Annotated in this window: 26 protein-coding genes; 23 read left to right on the forward strand and 3 right to left on the reverse strand. The window is 42.3% G+C overall.

The features are described from left to right. Positions 1–3 precede the first annotated feature (3 nt). From V6D44_RS20320 to rpsI, 13 genes are all read left to right on the forward strand, one after another. Positions 4–351, forward strand: a complete 348-nt coding sequence (locus V6D44_RS20320) for an RNA-binding protein (RefSeq protein WP_242519929.1) — start codon at positions 4–6, stop codon at positions 349–351. Beyond that, complete coding sequence (gene infA / locus V6D44_RS20325) at positions 329–547, forward strand: translation initiation factor IF-1 (RefSeq protein ID WP_003156508.1); 219 nt, start codon at positions 329–331, stop codon at positions 545–547. Before V6D44_RS20320 ends, infA begins: the two co-directional genes overlap by 23 nt. A gap of 33 nt (positions 548–580) precedes the next feature. Further along, positions 581–694, forward strand: a complete 114-nt coding sequence (gene rpmJ, locus V6D44_RS20330; protein ID WP_003156543.1) for a 50S ribosomal protein L36 — start codon at positions 581–583, stop codon at positions 692–694. A 22-nt stretch (positions 695–716) separates the two neighbouring features. Continuing rightward, positions 717–1,082 (forward strand): 30S ribosomal protein S13, encoded by a 366-nt coding sequence (rpsM, locus tag V6D44_RS20335; RefSeq protein WP_003156545.1) that lies wholly within the window; start codon positions 717–719, stop codon positions 1,080–1,082. A gap of 20 nt (positions 1,083–1,102) precedes the next feature. Then, positions 1,103–1,498 carry a 30S ribosomal protein S11 gene (gene rpsK, locus V6D44_RS20340; protein WP_010332782.1) on the forward strand — a complete coding sequence of 132 codons (396 nt, stop codon included), beginning with the start codon at positions 1,103–1,105 and terminating at the stop codon, positions 1,496–1,498. A gap of 176 nt (positions 1,499–1,674) precedes the next feature. Then, a complete protein-coding gene (locus V6D44_RS20345) occupies positions 1,675–2,619 on the forward strand; it encodes a DNA-directed RNA polymerase subunit alpha (RefSeq protein ID WP_087991698.1) in 945 nt (314 codons plus the stop codon). Between the two features lie 76 nt (positions 2,620–2,695). Further along, the gene (gene rplQ / locus V6D44_RS20350) at positions 2,696–3,058 is read left to right on the forward strand and encodes a 50S ribosomal protein L17 (RefSeq protein ID WP_003225836.1); all 363 of its coding nucleotides are present in this window, start codon (positions 2,696–2,698) and stop codon (positions 3,056–3,058) included. 131 nt (positions 3,059–3,189) lie between these two features. Next, entirely contained in the window at positions 3,190–4,035 is an 846-nt protein-coding gene (locus V6D44_RS20355) for an energy-coupling factor ABC transporter ATP-binding protein (RefSeq protein WP_087991699.1), read from the forward strand. Beyond that, positions 4,011–4,880: an energy-coupling factor ABC transporter ATP-binding protein gene (locus V6D44_RS20360; protein ID WP_087991700.1), complete on the forward strand. Its 870-nt coding sequence runs from the start codon at positions 4,011–4,013 to the stop codon at positions 4,878–4,880. The genes V6D44_RS20355 and V6D44_RS20360 overlap by 25 nt, the downstream gene beginning before the upstream one ends. Then, positions 4,877–5,674, forward strand: a complete 798-nt coding sequence (locus V6D44_RS20365; RefSeq protein ID WP_202329118.1) for an energy-coupling factor transporter transmembrane component T family protein — start codon at positions 4,877–4,879, stop codon at positions 5,672–5,674. The genes V6D44_RS20360 and V6D44_RS20365 overlap by 4 nt, the downstream gene beginning before the upstream one ends. A 10-nt stretch (positions 5,675–5,684) precedes the next feature. Then, positions 5,685–6,428, forward strand: a complete 744-nt coding sequence (gene truA / locus V6D44_RS20370) for a tRNA pseudouridine(38-40) synthase TruA (protein ID WP_202329119.1) — start codon at positions 5,685–5,687, stop codon at positions 6,426–6,428. 162 nt (positions 6,429–6,590) lie between these two features. Beyond that, on the forward strand, positions 6,591–7,028 hold the full coding sequence (gene rplM / locus V6D44_RS20375; RefSeq protein WP_003225844.1) for a 50S ribosomal protein L13: 438 nt from the start codon (positions 6,591–6,593) through the stop codon (positions 7,026–7,028). Between the two features lie 20 nt (positions 7,029–7,048). After that, positions 7,049–7,441 (forward strand): 30S ribosomal protein S9, encoded by a 393-nt coding sequence (gene rpsI / locus V6D44_RS20380; protein ID WP_003225846.1) that lies wholly within the window; start codon positions 7,049–7,051, stop codon positions 7,439–7,441. 94 nt (positions 7,442–7,535) lie between these two features. Here the strand turns inward: rpsI and V6D44_RS20385 are convergent, their stop codons facing one another. Then, positions 7,536–8,276 (reverse strand): gamma-glutamyl-gamma-aminobutyrate hydrolase family protein, encoded by a 741-nt coding sequence (locus V6D44_RS20385; protein WP_087991703.1) that lies wholly within the window; start codon positions 8,274–8,276, stop codon positions 7,536–7,538. A 150-nt stretch (positions 8,277–8,426) separates the two neighbouring features. On the opposite strand from V6D44_RS20385, the gene V6D44_RS20390 reads away from it, so the two are divergent. From V6D44_RS20390 to salA, 9 genes are all read left to right on the forward strand, one after another. Then, entirely contained in the window at positions 8,427–10,004 is a 1,578-nt protein-coding gene (locus V6D44_RS20390) for a glutathione ABC transporter substrate-binding protein (RefSeq protein ID WP_202329120.1), read from the forward strand. A gap of 91 nt (positions 10,005–10,095) precedes the next feature. Beyond that, the gene (gsiC, locus tag V6D44_RS20395; RefSeq protein WP_087991705.1) at positions 10,096–11,019 is read left to right on the forward strand and encodes a glutathione ABC transporter permease GsiC; all 924 of its coding nucleotides are present in this window, start codon (positions 10,096–10,098) and stop codon (positions 11,017–11,019) included. A 15-nt stretch (positions 11,020–11,034) separates the two neighbouring features. After that, complete coding sequence (locus tag V6D44_RS20400) at positions 11,035–11,907, forward strand: ABC transporter permease subunit (protein ID WP_202329121.1); 873 nt, start codon at positions 11,035–11,037, stop codon at positions 11,905–11,907. 11 nt (positions 11,908–11,918) lie between these two features. Then, on the forward strand, positions 11,919–12,917 hold the full coding sequence (locus V6D44_RS20405) for an ABC transporter ATP-binding protein (RefSeq protein ID WP_148964420.1): 999 nt from the start codon (positions 11,919–11,921) through the stop codon (positions 12,915–12,917). After that, positions 12,907–13,884 carry an ABC transporter ATP-binding protein gene (locus V6D44_RS20410; protein ID WP_253268771.1) on the forward strand — a complete coding sequence of 326 codons (978 nt, stop codon included), beginning with the start codon at positions 12,907–12,909 and terminating at the stop codon, positions 13,882–13,884. The genes V6D44_RS20405 and V6D44_RS20410 overlap by 11 nt, the downstream gene beginning before the upstream one ends. A gap of 146 nt (positions 13,885–14,030) precedes the next feature. Then, positions 14,031–14,798, forward strand: coding sequence for a class I SAM-dependent methyltransferase (locus V6D44_RS20415; protein WP_253268772.1), 768 nt, complete (start codon positions 14,031–14,033; stop codon positions 14,796–14,798). 196 nt (positions 14,799–14,994) lie between these two features. Continuing rightward, positions 14,995–15,438, forward strand: a complete 444-nt coding sequence (locus V6D44_RS20420; protein ID WP_087991710.1) for a YbaK family protein — start codon at positions 14,995–14,997, stop codon at positions 15,436–15,438. Between the two features lie 60 nt (positions 15,439–15,498). After that, the gene (gene cwlD / locus V6D44_RS20425) at positions 15,499–16,212 is read left to right on the forward strand and encodes an N-acetylmuramoyl-L-alanine amidase CwlD (RefSeq protein WP_087991711.1); all 714 of its coding nucleotides are present in this window, start codon (positions 15,499–15,501) and stop codon (positions 16,210–16,212) included. A 95-nt stretch (positions 16,213–16,307) separates the two neighbouring features. Then, on the forward strand, positions 16,308–17,366 hold the full coding sequence (gene salA, locus V6D44_RS20430) for an iron-sulfur carrier protein/transcriptional regulator SalA (RefSeq protein ID WP_087991712.1): 1,059 nt from the start codon (positions 16,308–16,310) through the stop codon (positions 17,364–17,366). Between the two features lie 36 nt (positions 17,367–17,402). Here salA and gerD read toward each other — a convergent pair whose 3' ends face one another. Further along, positions 17,403–17,960, reverse strand: a complete 558-nt coding sequence (gerD, locus tag V6D44_RS20435) for a spore germination lipoprotein GerD (RefSeq protein WP_087991713.1) — start codon at positions 17,958–17,960, stop codon at positions 17,403–17,405. A 109-nt stretch (positions 17,961–18,069) separates the two neighbouring features. Here gerD and kbaA point away from each other — a divergent pair, with 109 nt between their 5' ends. Further along, complete coding sequence (gene kbaA / locus V6D44_RS20440) at positions 18,070–18,666, forward strand: KinB-signaling pathway activation protein (protein WP_253269137.1); 597 nt, start codon at positions 18,070–18,072, stop codon at positions 18,664–18,666. Here the strand turns inward: kbaA and pdaB are convergent, their stop codons facing one another. Continuing rightward, positions 18,667–19,431 carry a polysaccharide deacetylase family sporulation protein PdaB gene (pdaB, locus tag V6D44_RS20445; RefSeq protein WP_087991714.1) on the reverse strand — a complete coding sequence of 255 codons (765 nt, stop codon included), beginning with the start codon at positions 19,429–19,431 and terminating at the stop codon, positions 18,667–18,669. Positions 19,432–19,758: the final 327 nt, after the last annotated feature.

The following is a 19,758-nucleotide window of genomic DNA, read 5'->3' on the forward strand; positions in this document are numbered from 1 at the left end:
GTGATGAAAATAATTCCGAAGACAGGTGTTTTATCCGGCTTGATAGGGCAGAAAGTTTGGATGAACATTGGCAGGACTGAATTCATCTTGCTGTTGTCATTGGAATTGTTAACGATCATCATTGTACTAACAGCAGACGGAGAAAAGCGTACATTTCATTCTCCTAAGAAAAAGAATATCAATCATTTAACCCTTTATGATTGCGTATCTCCGGAAGTTCAGAACAGTATAAACGAAACAGGGCGTGTGACAAACGGAAAACTGAGATTTTCTCTTTTGAAATTTGTCAGAAAGCAAGTTACTGATTTGAAGAAGGGAGAACACTTGAATGGCGAAAGACGATGTAATTGAAGTGGAAGGTACTATAGTCGAAACATTGCCAAACGCGATGTTCAAAGTCGAACTCGAAAACGGCCATACTGTTTTGGCTCATGTATCTGGTAAAATCCGCATGCACTTCATTCGCATTTTACCTGGAGACAAAGTTACGGTAGAATTATCTCCATATGACTTAACTCGTGGCAGGATTACGTACCGTTACAAATAAAGCACTCCGGAAACTGAAGGAGGTTGGAAACACATGAAAGTGAGACCATCAGTTAAACCAATCTGCGAAAAATGTAAAGTTATTCGCAGAAAAGGAAAAGTAATGGTGATCTGTGAAAATCCAAAGCATAAACAAAAACAAGGATAATTTATAAGGAGGTGCCCAGAGAATGGCTCGTATTGCTGGTGTAGATATCCCACGTGACAAACGTGTTGTTATTTCTTTAACGTATGTCTTCGGAATTGGCCGCACAACGGCTCAACAAGTCTTGAAAGAGGCTGGTGTTTCAGAAGATACTCGTGTGCGTGATCTTACTGAAGAAGAACTTGGTAAAATCCGTGATGTTATTGATAAACTGAAAGTAGAAGGTGACCTTCGCCGTGAAGTTTCTCTTAACATTAAGCGTCTGATCGAAATCGGAAGCTACCGCGGAATCCGCCATCGCAGAGGTTTGCCTGTTCGCGGACAAAACTCTAAAAACAATGCGCGTACTCGTAAAGGTCCGCGTCGTACTGTAGCTAACAAGAAAAAATAAGTAAGGGAGGTACCTAAACAATGGCTGCTGCTCGTAAATCTAACACGCGTAAACGTCGCGTGAAAAAGAATATTGAGTCTGGAATTGCTCATATTCGCTCAACTTTCAATAACACGATCGTTACGATCACTGACACTCATGGTAATGCTCTTTCTTGGTCTAGTGCCGGAGCTCTAGGATTCAGAGGTTCTCGTAAATCTACTCCTTTTGCTGCGCAAATGGCTGCAGAAACAGCTGCTAAAGGTTCAATCGAACATGGTCTTAAAACTCTTGAGGTTACTGTTAAAGGCCCTGGTTCAGGCCGTGAAGCTGCAATTCGTGCACTTCAAGCTGCTGGACTAGAAGTCACTGCTATCAGAGACGTAACTCCTGTTCCTCATAACGGATGCCGTCCACCAAAACGTCGCCGCGTGTAATTTGTTTGTATAGATTTTGTGTCCCTGTCAATAATGGGTTATGATACAGTTATTTATGAAACGAATGCACCGACTCGTTGCCTGAGCACATACGGGACTAAACAATGGGGAATTTCGGATGGAATCTCATATGATTCTATTCGAGGTTTCGACGTTTTGAAGGAGGGTTTTAAGTAATGATCGAGATTGAAAAACCAAAAATCGAAACGGTTGAAATCAGCGACGATGCCAAATTTGGTAAGTTTGTCGTAGAGCCACTTGAGCGTGGATATGGTACAACTCTGGGTAACTCCTTACGTCGTATCCTCTTATCCTCACTCCCTGGTGCCGCTGTAACATCAATCCAGATAGATGGTGTACTGCACGAATTCTCGACAATTGAAGGCGTTGTGGAAGATGTTACAACGATTATCTTACACATTAAAAAGCTTGCATTGAAAATCTACTCTGATGAAGAGAAGACGTTAGAAATTGATGTACAGGGCGAAGGAACTGTAACGGCAGCAGATATTACACACGATAGTGATGTAGAGATTTTAAATCCAGATCTTCATATCGCGACTCTTGGTGAGAATGCGAGTTTCCGAGTTCGCCTTACTGCTCAAAGAGGACGTGGGTATACGCCTGCTGACGCAAACAAGAGAGACGATCAGCCAATCGGCGTGATTCCGATCGATTCTATCTTTACACCAGTTTCTCGTGTATCTTATCAGGTAGAGAACACTCGTGTAGGCCAAGTTGCAAACTATGATAAACTTACACTTGATGTTTGGACTGATGGAAGCACTGGACCGAAAGAAGCCATTGCGCTTGGTTCAAAGATTTTAACTGAACACCTTAATATATTCGTTGGTTTAACTGACGAAGCTCAACATGCTGAAATCATGGTTGAAAAAGAAGAAGATCAAAAAGAGAAAGTTCTTGAAATGACAATTGAAGAATTAGATCTTTCTGTTCGTTCTTACAACTGCTTAAAGCGTGCGGGTATTAACACGGTTCAAGAGCTTGCGAACAAGACGGAAGAAGATATGATGAAAGTTCGTAATTTAGGACGCAAATCACTTGAAGAAGTGAAAGCGAAACTAGAAGAACTTGGACTCGGACTTCGCAAAGACGATTGACTAGTTTCCTATGCGAACTAGGATTTTCGTGTGTTTATTATCAGAAACAGCATTCCAATAAAGGAGGGGACATCACATGTCATACAGAAAACTAGGACGTACGAGTGCACAGCGTAAAGCTATGCTTCGTGATCTTACAACTGATTTGATCATCAACGAAAGAATCGAAACAACTGAAACACGTGCGAAAGAACTTCGCTCTGTAGTTGAAAAAATGATCACGCTTGGCAAACGCGGTGATCTTCACGCTCGCCGTCAAGCTGCTGCATACATCCGCAACGAGGTTGCTAACGAAGAAAATAACCAAGATGCACTTCAAAAATTATTCTCTGACATTGCAACTCGTTACGAGGAGCGCCAAGGCGGATACACACGTATTATGAAGCTTGGTCCTCGCCGTGGTGACGGAGCACCAATGGCAATTATCGAATTGGTTTAATATCACATATTTTTGTGTATCTAAAGAAGGGCGGGACAGTTTCTAACTGGATCTATGCCCTTTTTTTAGATACTGCAACTTTTTATATAGAGAGAATAGCAGAGCGTTAGCTGAGAGGAGGCCGGTTTTCCATGAATCAAAATCAGTTGATATCGGTAGAGGATATCGTATTTCGATATCGGAAAGACGCAGAAAGGCGGGCACTAGACGGCGTCTCCCTGCAGGTGTATGAGGGTGAATGGCTTGCTATTGTAGGTCATAACGGTTCAGGAAAATCAACACTGGCCCGGACTTTGAATGGTTTAATCCTTCCTGAATCAGGTGATATCAAGGTTGCCGGGATTCAATTGACAGAGGAATCGGTTTGGGAAGTGCGTAAGAAGATCGGTATGGTCTTTCAAAATCCGGATAACCAATTTGTCGGAACGACGGTTCGCGATGATGTGGCTTTTGGTTTAGAAAACAATGGTGTACCGCGGGAAGAAATGATTGAGAGAGTAGACTGGGCAGTAAAACAGGTGAATATGCAAGATTTTCTCGATCAAGAGCCGCACCATCTCTCCGGAGGCCAAAAGCAGAGAGTTGCGATTGCGGGAGTTATTGCCGCACGTCCTGATATTATTATCTTAGATGAAGCAACATCTATGCTTGACCCGATTGGGCGAGAAGAAGTGCTTGAAACGGTAAGATACTTAAAGGAACAGGGTATGGCAACTGTCATTTCCATCACACATGATTTGAATGAGGCAGCAAAAGCAGATCGAATCATTGTCATGAATGGCGGTAAGAAACATGCCGAAGGGACGCCTGAAGAGATTTTTAAATTGAATAAGGAACTTGTTCGAATCGGGCTTGATTTACCCTTCTCATTCCAGCTTAGCCAGCTATTACGTGAAAATGGACTGGCACTGGAAGAAAATCATTTGACTCAGGAAGGGCTGGTGAAAGAGCTATGGACATTACAATCAAAGATGTAGAGCATCGCTATCAGATGAAGACGCCGTTTGAGCGCCTTGCACTGTATGACATCAATGCATCGATTAACGAAGGAAGCTACGTAGCCGTTATCGGGCATACAGGCTCTGGCAAGTCCACTCTTCTTCAGCACCTGAATGGTCTTCTGAAGCCGACGAAGGGACGGATATCACTAGACAGCACTGTCATTCAGGCAGGGAAAAAGAATAAAGAGCTGAAAGCCCTTCGCAAAAAAGTCGGAATCGTTTTCCAATTTCCTGAACATCAATTATTCGAAGAAACAGTTCTCAAAGATATTTCGTTCGGACCAATGAATTTTGGTGTGAAAAAAGAGGCTGCTGAACAAAGAGCGAGAGAGATGCTGAAGCTTGTAGGTTTATCAGAAGAGCTTCTGGACAGATCGCCTTTTGAATTAAGCGGGGGACAAATGCGCAGAGTTGCAATTGCCGGCGTACTTGCCATGGATCCTGAAGTGCTTGTTTTGGATGAACCGACTGCTGGATTGGATCCAAGAGGTCGAAAAGAGATAATGGACATGTTTTATGAGCTTCATCAACGGGGAAACCTGACGACGATCCTTGTGACTCACAGCATGGAGGATGCAGCTGCATACGCTGATGAAATGATTGTCATGCATAAAGGAACGATACAAGCTTCAGGCAGTCCGCGTGATTTGTTTTTAAAAGGTGAAGAGATGGCTGGCTGGGGGCTGGATCTTCCGGAAACGATCAAATTCCAAAGACAGCTGGAAGCTGCACTAGGCGTCAAATTTAAAGAGCCTATGCTCACGATTGAAGATGCCGCTGCTGAAATCCGTACTCTCTTTCATGGGGAGAAAACCTTATGATGGACAGCATGATTATCGGCAAGTATGTACCGGGCTCTTCACTTGTGCACCGGCTTGACCCCAGAACAAAACTCATCACGATCTTTTTATTTGTTTGTATCGTATTCTTAGCCAATAATGTACAGACATATGCACTGCTTGGATTATTTACAGTGGGCGTCGTTTCTTTAACAAGAGTTCCTTTCTCTTTTTTACTGAAAGGGTTAAAGCCTATTATCTGGATTGTCCTTTTCACGTTCCTTCTTCACATTTTAATGACACACGAAGGACCGATTATCTTTCAATTAGGCGTTTTCAAAGTCTATGAGGGCGGTTTGGTTCAAGGGATATTCATTTCTCTAAGATTCGTCTATCTGATTTTAATCACAACCTTATTAACACTAACGACTACTCCGATTGAGATTACCGATGGAATGGAACAGCTGCTGAATCCATTAAAAAAAGTAAAGCTTCCTGTGCACGAGCTGGCTCTTATGATGTCAATTTCTTTGCGGTTTATCCCGACCTTGATGGAGGAGACAGATAAGATCATGAAGGCTCAGATGGCGCGAGGCGTTGATTTTACAAGCGGCCCTGTCAAAGACAGAGTAAAGGCTATTGTCCCGCTTCTTGTCCCTCTCTTCGTCAGTGCATTCAAACGTGCCGAGGAGCTTGCGGTGGCAATGGAAGCAAGAGGCTATCAAAGCGGAGAGGGACGGACGAAATATAGAAAGCTTGTATGGACAGGAAAAGATACTTCTGTCATTGTCAGCTTGATGGTATTGGCTGCTTTGTTATTTTTCTTAAGAGCTTAGAGGTGCGGGTATGAGACTGAAATGCACGATTTCTTATGACGGACACTTGTTTAACGGTTATCAGGTTCAGCCGGGCAAACGAACGGTTCAGAGTGAACTGGAGAAGGCTTTAGCTGTCCTGCATAAGTCGAAAGAAAGAATCCCGGTCGTATCTTCAGGAAGAACAGACAGCGGGGTTCACGCAGCCGGACAGGTGATTCATTTTGATACACCGCTGTCTATCCCGGCAGAGAGATGGCCGTATGCCTTAAATGCACTGCTTCCGGACGATATCGCAGTCAAACAGGCAGAAATTGCGGATGATGGGTTCCATGCACGATTTAGCGCAGTGAAAAAAGAATATCGCTACTTTGTATACACGGATAAACACCCGGACGTATTTAAACGGCATTACGCTTACCATTTTTCATATCACCTTAATGTGCAGAACATGAGAGAAGCGGCAAAGCATCTTTTAGGGACGCATGATTTTACGAGCTTTTGCGCGGTTAAAACAGAAGTGCAGGACAAGGTAAGAACGATTTACGAACTTGATTGGACTAAGACAGATGACGGCCTGCAAATGCGGATCACAGGCAGCGGTTTCTTATATAATATGGTCAGAATTATTGCGGGTACTTTGCTTGATGCAGGTATTGGTAAAATTTCTCCCGATGATGTGAAATCTATGCTGGAAGCGAAGGATCGCGAAGCGGCAGGGCGCACAGCGCCGGGGCACGGGCTATATTTATGGAACGTTTGCTATGACAACTAAACCAGGTGTGTAATATTTTCTTGACAGAGTCTGCATAAAGTTATAAGATATCATATGGTATGTATTTCAACCCCACGATAAGCCCCGGAAACTTATTGTGTTGTGAAATAGAACGTAATCGAAGTTTATTGAAAATGACAGATCATTTAGGAGGGAAATTCAATGCGTACAACACCTATGGCTAACGCAAGTACTATTGAACGCAAGTGGTTAGTTGTTGATGCTGCTGGCAAGACTCTAGGACGTCTTTCTACAGAAGTTGCATCTATCCTTCGCGGAAAACACAAACCGACTTACACACCGCACGTTGATACTGGAGATCATGTGATCATCATCAACGCGGAAAAAATCGAGTTAACTGGTAAAAAGTTAACTGACAAAATCTACTACCGTCACACTCAACATCCAGGCGGATTAAAATCAAGAACTGCTCTTGAAATGCGTACAAACTACCCTGAGAAAATGCTTGAGCTTGCTATCAAAGGCATGCTTCCAAAAGGTTCTCTAGGTCGTCAAATGTTCAAAAAATTGAACGTATACCGTGGTTCTGAGCATCCACATGAAGCACAAAAACCTGAAGTTTACGAACTTCGCGGTTAATTAAAAAGGAGGTTACCAATTTGGCACAGGTTCAATATTACGGTACTGGCCGTCGTAAAAGCTCTGTAGCGCGTGTGCGCTTAGTTCCAGGAGAAGGTCGTATCGTCGTTAATAATCGTGAAATCAGCGAGCACATCCCATCTCCAGCTCTAATTGAAGATATCAAACAACCATTAACTTTGACTGAAACAGCTGGTACTTATGATGTTTTAGTAAACGTACATGGAGGCGGCTTATCTGGTCAAGCTGGAGCAATCCGTCATGGTATCGCTCGTGCTTTGCTTGAAGCAGATCCAGAATACCGTGCAACACTTAAACGCGCTGGTCTTCTGACTCGTGACGCTCGTATGAAAGAACGTAAAAAATACGGTCTTAAAGGCGCTCGTCGTGCACCTCAGTTCTCAAAACGTTAATTTTACGTTTTCGAAGCTCTCAACCTTGGGTTGGGAGCTTTTTTATATCCTTATAAAAAAGCAGAAGCCTATATGAGTGCTTCTGCTTTTTGCTTTATAAAACGGCCGCTTTTTGCTGATTGGCTTTCTCCACTAAAGTTTCGAATAGCATCAGCATGAGCGGATATCCTTTTGTCAACATTTCCGGATGCCACTGAACCCCAAGCACAAATGTGCTGCTCTCCATTTCGATTGCTTCAATGACTTCATCCCGTGCCCGTGCAGATATAAGGAACCCGGGAGCCACATCTTTAATCGCTTGGTGATGGAACGAATTGACCAGCGCTGTATCTCCAAATATAGAATGAAGGTGCGTACCCGTTTCAATGTCAATGGTATGAGTGGGAACCTTGGTATTATTGTACTGATCATGTTTAATAGATGCATTCTTAATATAAGATAGATCTTGGTAAATAGAGCCGCCAAACGCGACATTCAAAATTTGCAATCCTCTGCAAATGGCAAATACGGGTTTGCCGGCAGCAATGGCTTTTTTTATTAGTAATTGATCAAATTCATCTCGCTCGGGAAAAACTGAACCTTGCTTAGCAAGAGGCTCCTCACCGTAAAGGAGTGGGTTAACGTCATGCCCTCCTGACATCACAAGCCCATCTATTTGCTGTATCATCTGATCGATTGTTTCTTCATCATTTATAATAGGCACGATAAAAGGGACGCCTCCCGCATCTAAAACAGATTGAACGTATGTATCATTCACATAGGCGCGCTTATAACCTGGGAAACGCCCGCCTTGATCAATGATGATACTCCCTGATATGCCGATAACAGGTTTCATCTATACTCATTCCTTCCAACTGACTATACTGCAGACTGCCATAAAGCTTATTAAACTTATCAGTATTATTGACAATATGAAGCTTCTCTTGTAGTATACACTATTGTTCAATTAGTTTAAATTTTAACAATTTTATATGGGGGGTTTAGAGTGAAAAAGCGGTTTATATTCAGCTTGTCATTTGTGCTTATTACCAGTGTTTTCTTAGCGGCGTGCGGTAACAACGATAAAAATGATAAAGCTTCAGAGAGTAAGGGTTCATCAAGTGATACATTCACGGTTGCTTTAGAAAGTGATGTGACAACGCTTGATCCTCATGATACAAACGATAATGCATCCTATACAGCTGAATCAGCTATTATGGAGGGACTTTTAGGCTTTGATAAGGATAACAAAGTCGTTCCTGTCCTAGCCAAAAGCTATGAGGTAAACAAAGATTCGACTGAGTTTACGTTCAAGCTCAAGAAAGGAATCAAGTTCCAAGACGGAACGGACTTTAATGCCGAAGCGGTGAAAACGAATATTGACCGTCTTGCCGATCCTGAATCTAAGTTAAAACGACATAGTTTATTTGAGTTAGTAAAAGAAACGAAAGTCATAGATGATGATACAGTGCGTGTCACTTTAAGCAAGCCATTTGCGGCGATGATCAACAACTTTGCTCATCCGGCAGCTATGATGATTAGTCCTGATGCGATAAAAAAATATGGTGACAAAGTATCACAGCGCCCGGTCGGAACAGGACCGTTTACATTTGAAAAATGGCAGCACGGCGAATATCTTAAATTAACTGTCAATAAAAATTACTGGAACAAGGACCTTCCAAAGGTACATAACATTGTCTTTAAGCCTGTTCCTGAAAATGGGGCACGAATTGCGATGCTTCAAACGGGAGAAGCGGATTTCATCTATCCCGTACCTCCGACAGATACAAAAACAATTGAGAACACCGACGGACTGTCACTGGTTACAAAGCCGTCTTTAATTGTGAAGTATTTTTCAATGAATACTATGAAAAAGCCTTTTAATGATGTGAAAGTCCGCCAGGCTATTAACTATGCAATTGATAAAGAAGCTTTCCTGAAAGTTGTATATAACGGATATGCTTCTGAAGCGAAATCATCTATTGCACCTGATACACAGTTTTACGCTGGACAAACACCATACGAATATAACATCAAAAAAGCGAAACAGCTTTTAAAAGAAGCGGGTTATCCAAATGGGTTTGAGGCAACAATCTGGGGCGGAAACAGCTCTGATAAGGTTAAAATGATGGAATTCTATAAACAGCAGCTTGATAAAGTAGGAATTACATTAAAAACAGTGCCTATGGAAAGCGGTACTATCGGGGATAAAATCTGGGGTGTTACAAACGCGAAAGATGCTGATCTGGAGCTTTATAATGGCGGATGGTCTCCGTCTACCGGCGATGCCGATTGGGGTCTTCGCCCTGTCTTTGGCGGAGAGGAAGCATTCCCGCCGAATTCTTATAACACGTCTTACTACCAAAGTAATACTGTAAACAGTCTTCTGAACCAAGCGTTACAAACTTCTGACACGGCGAAACGCAAAGAATTATATGGAAAAGCGCAGCAGCAGATTTGGGAAGATGCTCCATGGGTTTTCCTTGCTGTACCAGATTTAATTTATGCGAAAAAAGACAGTGTCGACGGAGTGGTGATGCAGCCATCAGGTGTGATGGATGTTCGCGGGGCAGAAAAAAAATAATGCTGGCGCTTGGGTGACGCCCATCCAGCGTGTTCCGGAGGCAGACTCGTATGGGTCAGCCTCCTTTTATTGAAGTCAAGGAGGGCGCCTAATGATAAAGTATTCAATCAAACGTTTATTGCTGATGATTCCTCTCTTGTTCATTATTACTGTTATTGTCTTTATGTTCGTGCATATGATTCCCGGAGACCCTGCCCGGTTAATCGCAGGCAGTGATGCAACAATTGATGAAATCAAATTAGTAAGAGAGAAATATGGCTTAGATCAGCCTTTATATCAACAATACATCTCATATATGTCCAATCTCTTTCAAGGAGATTTAGGAACGTCTATTCAGGCGGGAAGACCTGTGGCAGAGATGTTGTCTGAGCGGTTTATGCCGACATTTTGGCTGACAGTTGTGAGCATGTTTTGGTCCCTGCTATTTGGAATTCCAATCGGATTGGTTTCAGCTGTCAAAAGAAACAAGTGGCAGGATCATATTACAATGGTTTTTGCCGTTTCAGCGATATCTATTCCTTCTTTCTGGCTGGGGCTTATGCTCATGCAGCTGTTTTCCGTTCAATTAGGCTGGCTTCCTACAGGCGGAATAGACTCTTGGAAACATTATATTCTTCCTTCTATTACGCTAGGAGCAGGAGTTGCAGCTATCATTGCCCGCTTTACAAGATCAGCAGTCATGGATGTGTTAAAGAATGATTATATCCGGACGAGCAGAGCTAAAGGCCTGCATGAATATACAGTTCTCATGAAGCATGCCTTCAGAAATGCAATGATTCCGGTTGTCACGATGACTGGATTACAGTTCGGGTTTATGCTTAGCGGATCAATCATTACAGAAACGTTATTCAGTTGGCCCGGATTGGGCCGTCTGTTAATTAATTCAATTGTGTCAAGGGATTACCCGGTTATACAAGCTGAACTTTTATTATTTTCTTTTGAATTTCTACTCATTAATTTAATTGTTGATTTATTATATGGCTGGCTGAACCCGAAAGTACGCTACGGATCATAGGAAGGAGGATATCAAATGGAGATAAAACATGTTGAGAAGCCGGCAAAAAGCAGCAGGTTCCATGATTTTTGGGTTTCTTTTAAAAAGCAAAAAGTATCGCTGATATCCGCTGTATTTCTTTTGCTATTATTTATTGTCGCATTATTCGGCCAGTATTTTGTGCCATATGACCCTGCAAAAGTCGATTACGGCCAATTATTTTTAAAGCCTTCAGCAGCTCATTTGGCGGGAACCGATGCATACGGAAGGGATATCTTCAGCAGGATATTAGTCGGAGCGAGAATTTCCTTATCTGTTGGTTTGTCTTCTGTTTTTTTGGGAGCTTTAGCCGGGAGTGCACTTGGCATTATAAGCGGCTATTTTGGTAAGTGGATTGATAGTTTGATTATGCGATTCTGCGATATTTTATTAGCTTTTCCGGGAATGCTGCTGGCAATCGGTATTATCGCAATACTTGGAACAGGTTTGATGAATGTAATCTTTGCAGTTGCTATATTCAGCGTGCCTGTATTTGCGCGGATTGTTCGAAGCAGTGTGCTGGAGATGAAATCAAGTCTGTACGTGGAAGCGGCAAAATCAACAGGTGCTAAAGATACACGCATTATTCTTAAACACGTTTTGCCGGGTACGTTCTCAACGATTATCGTGTATTTCACGATGAGAATCGGTTCTGCTATTTTAATAGCGGCAGGACTTAGCTTTTTAGGATTAGGAGCAGATCCCTCTACTCCTGAATGGGGCGCTATGCTGAGTGATGGGCATAACTACTTAAACACAGCTCCGCATGTGACGATTTTTCCGGGACTTGCAATATTTCTCACCGTTTTAGCTTTTAATTTGCTTGGTGACGGACTCCGGGATGCACTTGATCCTAAGATAAAGGATTAGGAGGTAAATGAATGAAACCGATATTAAGCGTCAATCAGCTACGGACGAGTTTTTTTGTAAACGGTAAGGAAATTCCTGCAGTTGACGGAGTTGATTTTACGATAAACGAAGGTGAAATTCTGGGTATTGTCGGTGAGTCCGGGAGCGGAAAAAGCGTCACCTCTTTATCCATTATGAAACTGTTAAAAGACACACCGGGAAAGATAGTCGGCGGATCAATTCATTTTGACGGCAAAGACCTATTAGATCTTTCAGAAAAAGAAGTGCGGGAACTGCGGGGAAAAGAGATCGCCATGATATTCCAAGAGCCGATGACTTCATTGAATCCTGTTCTAACGATAGGGAATCAGCTAAGAGAGGCGATTAAAAAGCATCTCAAATATTCACGAAAGAAAGCGGATGAACATGCAGTTTCAATGCTGACCCAGGTCGGTATTTCAAGGGCTGATGAAATTTTACAACAATACCCTCACCAGTTGTCCGGAGGAATGAGACAGCGCGTCATGATCGCCATGGCCATGTCTTGTTCGCCTAAATTATTAATCGCAGATGAACCTACGACAGCACTTGATGTGACGATTCAAGCCCAAATACTAGATGTCATGAAAGATATGCAGGAGAAACACGGCACATCGATATTGTTGATCACACATGATCTTGGCGTCATCGCTGAAACGTGTGATCGAGTGGCTGTAATGTATGCAGGAAGAATTGTAGAACAAGGCTCGGTTTATGATCTGTTTGATGATCCGAAGCATCCGTATACAAAAGGGCTGCTGGAATCCATCCCTCGAATCGGAAAGCGACAGGAACGTTTGCATTCTATCCAAGGCAACGTTCCGATGGCAGAGGATTGGCCGGCTGGATGCAAGTTTGCATCACGCTGTCCGTTTGTCTTTGATAAATGCCTGAAAAAAGAACCGCCGCTGCTAAACGTGGGGGAAGGAAGAACAAGCCGATGCTGGCTGAATGAAAATGAGCGAAAGGAGGAGCAAGTATATGAATCATGAACCTTTAGTTGAAGTGAAACACTTGAAAAAAATCTTTGCGGATTCATCGGGGCTTTTTAAAAAATCAAAGCCCGTGAGAGCGGTTGATGATATATCATTTATAATTAATCGCGGAGAAACTTTCGGCCTGGTCGGAGAGAGCGGATGCGGAAAGTCGACAACCGGACGGATGTTAATGAAGCTGCTTGAGCCGACAGAAGGCAGTATTCTGTTTAATGGACAGGATATTACAAAAATGAATGATAAAAACGTGCGTAGTTTGCGCAAAGATTTTCAAATGGTATTTCAAGATCCTTATGCCTCATTGAATCCCAGAATGAGAGTGAAAGAAATCATTGAAGAACCATTGATTGTTCATGGACTCATGACTTCTTCTGAACGTGAAAGAAAAGTGCATCAGCTTCTGGATACGGTGGGGCTGTCCCGTCAGCACGGCAGTCGTTTTCCGCATGAATTCAGCGGCGGGCAAAGACAAAGAATCGGAATCGCCCGGGCTCTCGCTGTTAATCCGAAGCTGATCATTGCAGATGAAGCTGTTTCCGCACTCGATGTATCGATCCAATCGCAGATACTTAACTTGATGAAAGACTTGCAGAAGGAATTTGGTTTAACCTACTTGTTTATAGCACACGATTTAAGTGTTGTTGATTTTATAAGCGACCGTATAGGTGTCATGTACCTTGGCAAACTGGTTGAAGTTGGCGATCGCGATTCAATCATACAGAATCCGAAGCATCCGTATACGAAAGCGCTGCTTTCAGCTGTCCCGATCCCAGACCCGCATCGCAGAAAGGAACGTATTGTGCTGAAAGGTGATTTGCCTAGTCCTTCAAATCCGCCGGCCGGCTGTCCGTTTCATACGAGGTGCCCAGTTGTCATGGAACAATGCAAAACAGAGATGCCGGTGCTAAGCAATATGTCCGAGCAGCACCAAGTATTTTGTCATTTATATGATTCAAAAAAATGATATGATAATCCCTAGCCAAAAAAATCACATCTCCTTTGTGGTTTTTTTGCGTTTCTATGAACTTTTTTCTAAATATGCAAAGGGAAAGCGATAACAATCTAGAAATATTTGTTATACTCTATACATTAAAGTAAGGAGAACGATTCATGAATGCGTTAGTAGATCATAATAGCAAAGCTTGGGATCAAAAAGTAGAAACAGGTAATGAATGGACTGTTGCTGTCGAGCAGCATGTCATCGAACAAGCGAAAAAAGGAAATTGGGATATAAGGGTGACACCAATGAAAGATGTACCGAGGGATTGGTTTCCCCCTGTCAACGGGCTGAAAGTTCTCTGTTTAGCATCAGGTGGCGGCCAGCAGGGTCCGATTTTGGCAGCCGCAGGAGCGGATGTCACTGTATTAGATAACTCGGAAAAGCAGCTGGATCAGGATAGAATGGTTGCTGAGCGCGATCGTCTCGCGATACATCCTGTCAAAGGAAGCATGGACGATCTCAGTCAATTTCAGGATGAATCATTTGATATCATTGTACATCCTGTTGCTAATGTTTTTGTTGAGAATGTCCTCCCAGTCTGGAAGGAAGCCCACCGTGTACTGAAAAAAAACGGCGCTCTAATCTCGGGTTTTGTCAATCCTGTCGTATTTCTGTTTGATGTAGAATTAGAACAGCAAGGTATTTTAAAAGTAAAACACTCTATTCCATATGCCGACCCAGAAGATCTTCCAAAACATAAAGTGAAAAAACTGATTGAAAATAAAGAAGCTCTGGAATTCGGCCATTCCTTAGAAGACCAAATCAAGGGCCAAATTGATGCCGGTTTTATCGTCACTGGCTTTTATGAAGATAAAGGCGGTTTTGTATTGGACCAATATATTCATACATATTCTGCAACAAGAAGTGTGAAAGTATGAAAAGCAGCAACCTATTAGAGGGGCTGCTTTTATAATGCTATAGAAAGAACATTCGTTCTGTTCCCTGTGGAAAGCTTCTAAATCCCCTTCTTTTTACCGGTCTCTGCACCTTCATTTGGGCGAATTTCCAACCGAATTCGGGCATGGTTTCACCATCCAAACCTCAAAATAACCGGTAAAAGGAGAGTGAATTTGTATGGCAGAGGTACTGTCTTTTATGGATGTGAAACGCCAAAAGGATTATGAATTAGAAAAAAACTTGCTCAAAGAACTCTCTCTGAGGCAAATTATTCTGTCTGTTAAGGACTGTTTGGAACCATTATTCCCGTTTTTAGATGATGAAAGAGATATTATCAGCGAAGGCTGTATTGATTTTGCGATAGAAGCTTATTTGTTAGGCGGGCGTTTTGGGATATTCGGCTATTACGGAGAATCCATGCAGAGCATCAGTGCCCGCTCAGCAAGCGAAGAAGAAGAGCTGCGTATGGAGTTTTTTGATTATCTCTATAATTGGATACACGAGCAATACGCAACATTTGATAAAAATACGGTTTATGAAGCAGCACGAAAGTTCATTAAAGACTGGTGGACAGAGGGGTTTGTCCAAAGAGAAAAACAGTGTAAGCTTCGCATGCGATAATCATATTTCCCCGCCCTGTCCCATAGTTATAGTAGTAACGGACAAGCGGGAGGGGAAGGGATGAGGAGAAAGCTTAAATGGCTCGGTTTTTTGCTAGGCTTCATCGTATTACTATTTCTATTTAAGTATCAGTTCAGCAATAACGATTCATGGGAGCCGTGGAGTCTGCCCTTGAGCGGGAAAATTATTTATCTGGACCCAGGTCATGGCGGCCCTGACGGCGGAGCAGTCGGCGGAAAGCTGTTAGAGAAGGATGTAACCCTGGAAGTGGCCTTTAGAGTCAGGGACTACCTTCAGGAACAAGGGGCGCTTGTCATTATGACCAGGGAAAGTGATACCGATCTCGCTCCAGAAGGAACGAAGGGCTATAGCAGACGAAAAGCGGAAGACTTGAGACAGCGGGTCAAATTAATAAACCATTCAGAGGCTGAACTCTATATCAGTATTCATCTCAATGCGATTCCTTCGCAAAAGTGGAGCGGAGCCCAAAGCTTTTATTTCGGAAAATACGCAGAAAATGAGAAGGTCGCGAAATACATTCAGGATGAATTGAGAAGCAACCTGGAAAACACAACCCGGAAAGCAAAGCGGATTCATGGTGTCTACTTAATGCAAAACGTCACCAAACCGGGAGCGCTTATAGAAGTCGGGTTTTTATCCAATCCTAGTGAAGCAAAGCTGCTCGGGAAATCGAAATATCAGGACAAGGTGGCATCTTCCATATATAAAGGCATTATGCGATATTACACAGAAAAAGGAGACCCTCCAGAGTAAAGGAGGGTTTTCTTATGCTTCTAAGCATAAGACACCCGCCAATTATGTATGATATAATATTGCTTGAAAACGAATACACAAAAGGGTGAGGTTCGATGATAAGAGAAGATGAAGTAAGAAAACTAGTCGGTGAAATGCGCGAACCTTTTCTTCAAAGACCTCTGGGAGAATTGGATGCCGTTAAGGAAATTAAAATAAAGCCTGAAAAACGGCATGTCAGTGTAAAAGTCGCTCTTGCAAAAACCGGAACCGCAGAACAAATGCAGATTCAGCAAGAGATCGTAAACGTCTTAAAAGGGGCAGGTGCAGAGACAGTCGGCCTTCGATTTGAAGAGCTGCCTGAGGAAACGGTTGATAAGTTCCGGGCGCCGTCAGCTGAGAAAAAAACATTATTAAATATGGATAATCCGCCAGTCTTTCTTGCTGTAGCAAGCGGAAAAGGCGGCGTAGGCAAGTCGACTGTGTCAGTAAATCTTGCTACTGCTCTGGCTCGTCTAGGGAAAAAGGTCGGTTTAATTGATGCGGATATTTATGGCTTCAGTGTGCCGGATATGATGGGCATCACTGTGCGTCCGACTATTGAAGGAGAGAAACTTCTTCCTGTTGAACGCTTTGGGGTAAAGGTGATGTCAATGGGCTTCTTCGTAGAAGAAAATGCGCCGGTCGTATGGAGAGGGCCAATGCTAGGCAAAATGCTGAACAACTTTTTCCATGAAGTAGAGTGGGGAGAAGTAGACTATATTGTTCTTGATCTTCCGCCTGGAACAGGAGACGTTGCTCTCGATGTACATACAATGCTTCCGAGCTGCAAAGAAATCATCGTATCAACGCCGCATCCTACAGCTGCTTTTGTAGCGGCTAGAGCAGGCTCTATGGCAATTAAAACTGATCATGAAGTTGTTGGTGTTATAGAGAACATGGCTTATTATGAAAGCGCAAAGACAGGGGAAAGAGAATACGTCTTTGGAAAAGGCGGCGGAGATAAACTAGCCGAGGAATTGAATGTGCCTTTGCTTGGCAGAATCCCGTTGAAACAACCTGATTGGGATAAGGATCAATTTGCTCCGTCTGTATATGACAAAAGCCATCCTATAGGAGAAATATATCAGGATGTCGCAAAAAAAATAGTTGACAAAATGTCAGTGCAAGTATAAAAAGGCGAACCGGGATTCTATATCCCGGCTCTCCTTTTATTCACTTTCTTTGGCGGTTTCTTTTGCTGCTTTTTTCAGTTCATCTTCGAACTGTTTTTTGTAAAGCGGACTAGAAAGTGTTTCGTTAATAACCTCTTCTAAGTAACTGCGGAATTCTTGGCTTTTTGCCAGTTGGCTGTACTTTTTATTCATGCCTGGATCTTGCATAACGTCCATCAGCATCTTCTGATAATCCGGGTCCTTCATCAGTTTTTTTATCACTTTTTCATGCTCTTTTTGAAGAGTTTTCGCAAAACCTTCGGCAAAATCAGTGTCTTCAAAGATGTTTTTCCAAAATTCTTCTCCTTTTTTAGAGGTGAGTGTTTTTTCTATCGTTCCTTTAATCGCATCTTGGTCAATCACCAACGCTTCATTCATCGCATCATCGTTTAATAATTCCTTAATGGCTTTCTTTCCATCATCAGTTTTTAATATATCAACAACCATTTTTTTAGTCTGATCATAGTCCATATCCGCTGCTTGGTCTTTTGGAGCACAAGCTGTTACAGATAATAACAAAAAACAGCTTATCAATAGCGTTTTGGCTTTTGACATGGTTAAGCTCCTTTCACATACTTGTCTTACTTTTAATATGATTCATCTGTTTAGAATTATACATAACAAAATATCGCGGTTTGCGATTCTTGAGGGGTGGATGAAAGAAATGAAAAGCCGTGGTTTGGTTCGTTTTTTCTTTTCTAATTTAGCTGTCGGAGCGGTTATCACGGGTATTGTGGGTTTTGCTTTAAAATGGGGAGGATATAAGGGGCTGTTTCTTGCCTTCGAAGCGGGGCAGATTTTCTCTGTGTTATTTTGGTTTGTTGGAGTAGGCATGATTTTTAGTGTAATCAGCCAAATGGGGTTTTTCGTTTTTTTAACCGTTCACCGGTTTGCACTTGAGATATTAAGATCCTCATCTTTGTGGAATTTGCTTCAGTTGTTTTTCATCTTGTTTGTTGCTTTTGATTTAATGTACGTGCGGTTTTTATTTTTTGGAGAGAGCGGAGAATCGCTGACTGGCTATGCGTGGTTACCGGTATTTTTATTGATCTTTGGGGTGGTAACAGCATATATAAAGCAAAAGCAGTCCCCTAAAAAAACGTTTGTGTCATCATTGTTTTTAATGGTTGTGATTACTGCATTAGAATGGTTCCCTGCGTTAAGAGTAAATGATGAGGACTGGCTTTATTTAATGCTTTTTCCGTTAATGGCGTGTAATGCTTTCCAATTGCTGATGCTGCCAAAGTTTGCAGCGAAGTAATTACTTTATCTCTGAGGATTTGGCATCAGAATTTGCAATGAGATCACCTACGGTTACATTTTTTAATCCTTTTTCTCTCAGCTGATGGATGATATCGGGCAGCGCTTCTTCTGTTTGTTTTGCCGAATCGGAGGCGTGTAAAAGAACAATGTCTCCTCCGGAAACTTGCTGGGTCACATTATCGATGATTTTTTCAACTCCGGGATTCGTCCAATCCTGAGAGTTTATGCTGTAATGAACGACCGTATAGTTGTATTGCTTTGCGACCGTTAGAACATTCTTGTTGAATTGTCCGGTAGGGGGTCTTAATAGCTGTATGTCTTTGATCCCTAACTTTTCAAAGGCAGTTTGCGCACGGTTAATGTCCTTTTTTATTTCGCTGCTCTCTAAATTGGCATAGTTTTTATAGGCGTAGCCCATGCTCCCTATTTGATGACCGTCCTTCACGATACGTGCCACTGTGTCGGGGTGGCGTTCAGCCCAAGAAGCGGAAAGAAAAAACGTCGCATTTTTAATCCCGTTCGCCTTCAGAGTATTAAGTATAGGTTCTGCTTTTTCATCACCCCAGCTGATATCAAAAGTAAGGGCAACTTCTTTCGAATCTGTTTCTCCTTTATAAATGGCTTTAGGTCCGGTGTCAGTTGAAAACACGGGAAGCGGGACAGCTCTTTGGATATAAAAAAAGCTAGCTGCTGCAAATGCGGCGATAAGTATAATGATAAATTGTTTCACTCGTTTAATGTGCCACACATAGAAGTGATTCACTGATGAAGCCTCCTTATCTTGTCCATTGTTCTTGTATTACATCTTATGAGCATGGCCGATTGAATATAACCCATAAAATGTATCTTTGTATACAGCTTAAATTAGGTGTTGACCTTTTGATAATATCCGTGATATATTATTATTCGTCGCTGATAAACAGCTGACAACAATTAAAAGCTTCATTAAATGCTTTGAAAAAAGTTATTGACTTAAAAGAAGCTGAATGTTATAGTAATAAAGCTGCTTCGTTAAGCGGCAGTAATGATCTTTGAAAACTAAACAAGACAAAACGTACCTGTTAATTCATTTTTTTATAAATCGCACAGT

The sequence above is a fragment of the Bacillus sp. 0209A genome (assembly GCF_036765095.1).
In the GTDB taxonomy this organism is placed as follows: domain Bacteria; phylum Bacillota; class Bacilli; order Bacillales; family Bacillaceae; genus Bacillus; species Bacillus subtilis_G.

What these genes read in the sequence shown, in the direction of transcription:
- V6D44_RS20320 (WP_242519929.1), top strand. Translation starts at nt 4, where the DNA reads ATGAAAATAATTCCGAAGACAGGTGTTTTATCCGGCTTGATAGGGCAG.
- infA (WP_003156508.1), top strand. Translation starts at nt 329, where the DNA reads ATGGCGAAAGACGATGTAATTGAAGTGGAAGGTACTATAGTCGAAACA.
- rpmJ (WP_003156543.1), top strand. Translation starts at nt 581, where the DNA reads ATGAAAGTGAGACCATCAGTTAAACCAATCTGCGAAAAATGTAAAGTT.
- rpsM (WP_003156545.1), top strand. Translation starts at nt 717, where the DNA reads ATGGCTCGTATTGCTGGTGTAGATATCCCACGTGACAAACGTGTTGTT.
- rpsK (WP_010332782.1), top strand. Translation starts at nt 1,103, where the DNA reads ATGGCTGCTGCTCGTAAATCTAACACGCGTAAACGTCGCGTGAAAAAG.
- V6D44_RS20345 (WP_087991698.1), top strand. Translation starts at nt 1,675, where the DNA reads ATGATCGAGATTGAAAAACCAAAAATCGAAACGGTTGAAATCAGCGAC.
- rplQ (WP_003225836.1), top strand. Translation starts at nt 2,696, where the DNA reads ATGTCATACAGAAAACTAGGACGTACGAGTGCACAGCGTAAAGCTATG.
- V6D44_RS20355 (WP_087991699.1), top strand. Translation starts at nt 3,190, where the DNA reads ATGAATCAAAATCAGTTGATATCGGTAGAGGATATCGTATTTCGATAT.
- V6D44_RS20360 (WP_087991700.1), top strand. Translation starts at nt 4,011, where the DNA reads ATGGACATTACAATCAAAGATGTAGAGCATCGCTATCAGATGAAGACG.
- V6D44_RS20365 (WP_202329118.1), top strand. Translation starts at nt 4,877, where the DNA reads ATGATGGACAGCATGATTATCGGCAAGTATGTACCGGGCTCTTCACTT.
- truA (WP_202329119.1), top strand. Translation starts at nt 5,685, where the DNA reads ATGAGACTGAAATGCACGATTTCTTATGACGGACACTTGTTTAACGGT.
- rplM (WP_003225844.1), top strand. Translation starts at nt 6,591, where the DNA reads ATGCGTACAACACCTATGGCTAACGCAAGTACTATTGAACGCAAGTGG.
- V6D44_RS20385 (WP_087991703.1), bottom strand. Translation starts at nt 8,276, where the DNA reads ATGAAACCTGTTATCGGCATATCAGGGAGTATCATCATTGATCAAGGC.
- gsiC (WP_087991705.1), top strand. Translation starts at nt 10,096, where the DNA reads ATGATAAAGTATTCAATCAAACGTTTATTGCTGATGATTCCTCTCTTG.
- V6D44_RS20400 (WP_202329121.1), top strand. Translation starts at nt 11,035, where the DNA reads ATGGAGATAAAACATGTTGAGAAGCCGGCAAAAAGCAGCAGGTTCCAT.
- V6D44_RS20405 (WP_148964420.1), top strand. Translation starts at nt 11,919, where the DNA reads ATGAAACCGATATTAAGCGTCAATCAGCTACGGACGAGTTTTTTTGTA.
- V6D44_RS20410 (WP_253268771.1), top strand. Translation starts at nt 12,907, where the DNA reads ATGAATCATGAACCTTTAGTTGAAGTGAAACACTTGAAAAAAATCTTT.
- V6D44_RS20415 (WP_253268772.1), top strand. Translation starts at nt 14,031, where the DNA reads ATGAATGCGTTAGTAGATCATAATAGCAAAGCTTGGGATCAAAAAGTA.
- V6D44_RS20420 (WP_087991710.1), top strand. Translation starts at nt 14,995, where the DNA reads ATGGCAGAGGTACTGTCTTTTATGGATGTGAAACGCCAAAAGGATTAT.
- cwlD (WP_087991711.1), top strand. Translation starts at nt 15,499, where the DNA reads ATGAGGAGAAAGCTTAAATGGCTCGGTTTTTTGCTAGGCTTCATCGTA.
- salA (WP_087991712.1), top strand. Translation starts at nt 16,308, where the DNA reads ATGATAAGAGAAGATGAAGTAAGAAAACTAGTCGGTGAAATGCGCGAA.
- gerD (WP_087991713.1), bottom strand. Translation starts at nt 17,960, where the DNA reads ATGTCAAAAGCCAAAACGCTATTGATAAGCTGTTTTTTGTTATTATCT.
- kbaA (WP_253269137.1), top strand. Translation starts at nt 18,070, where the DNA reads ATGAAAAGCCGTGGTTTGGTTCGTTTTTTCTTTTCTAATTTAGCTGTC.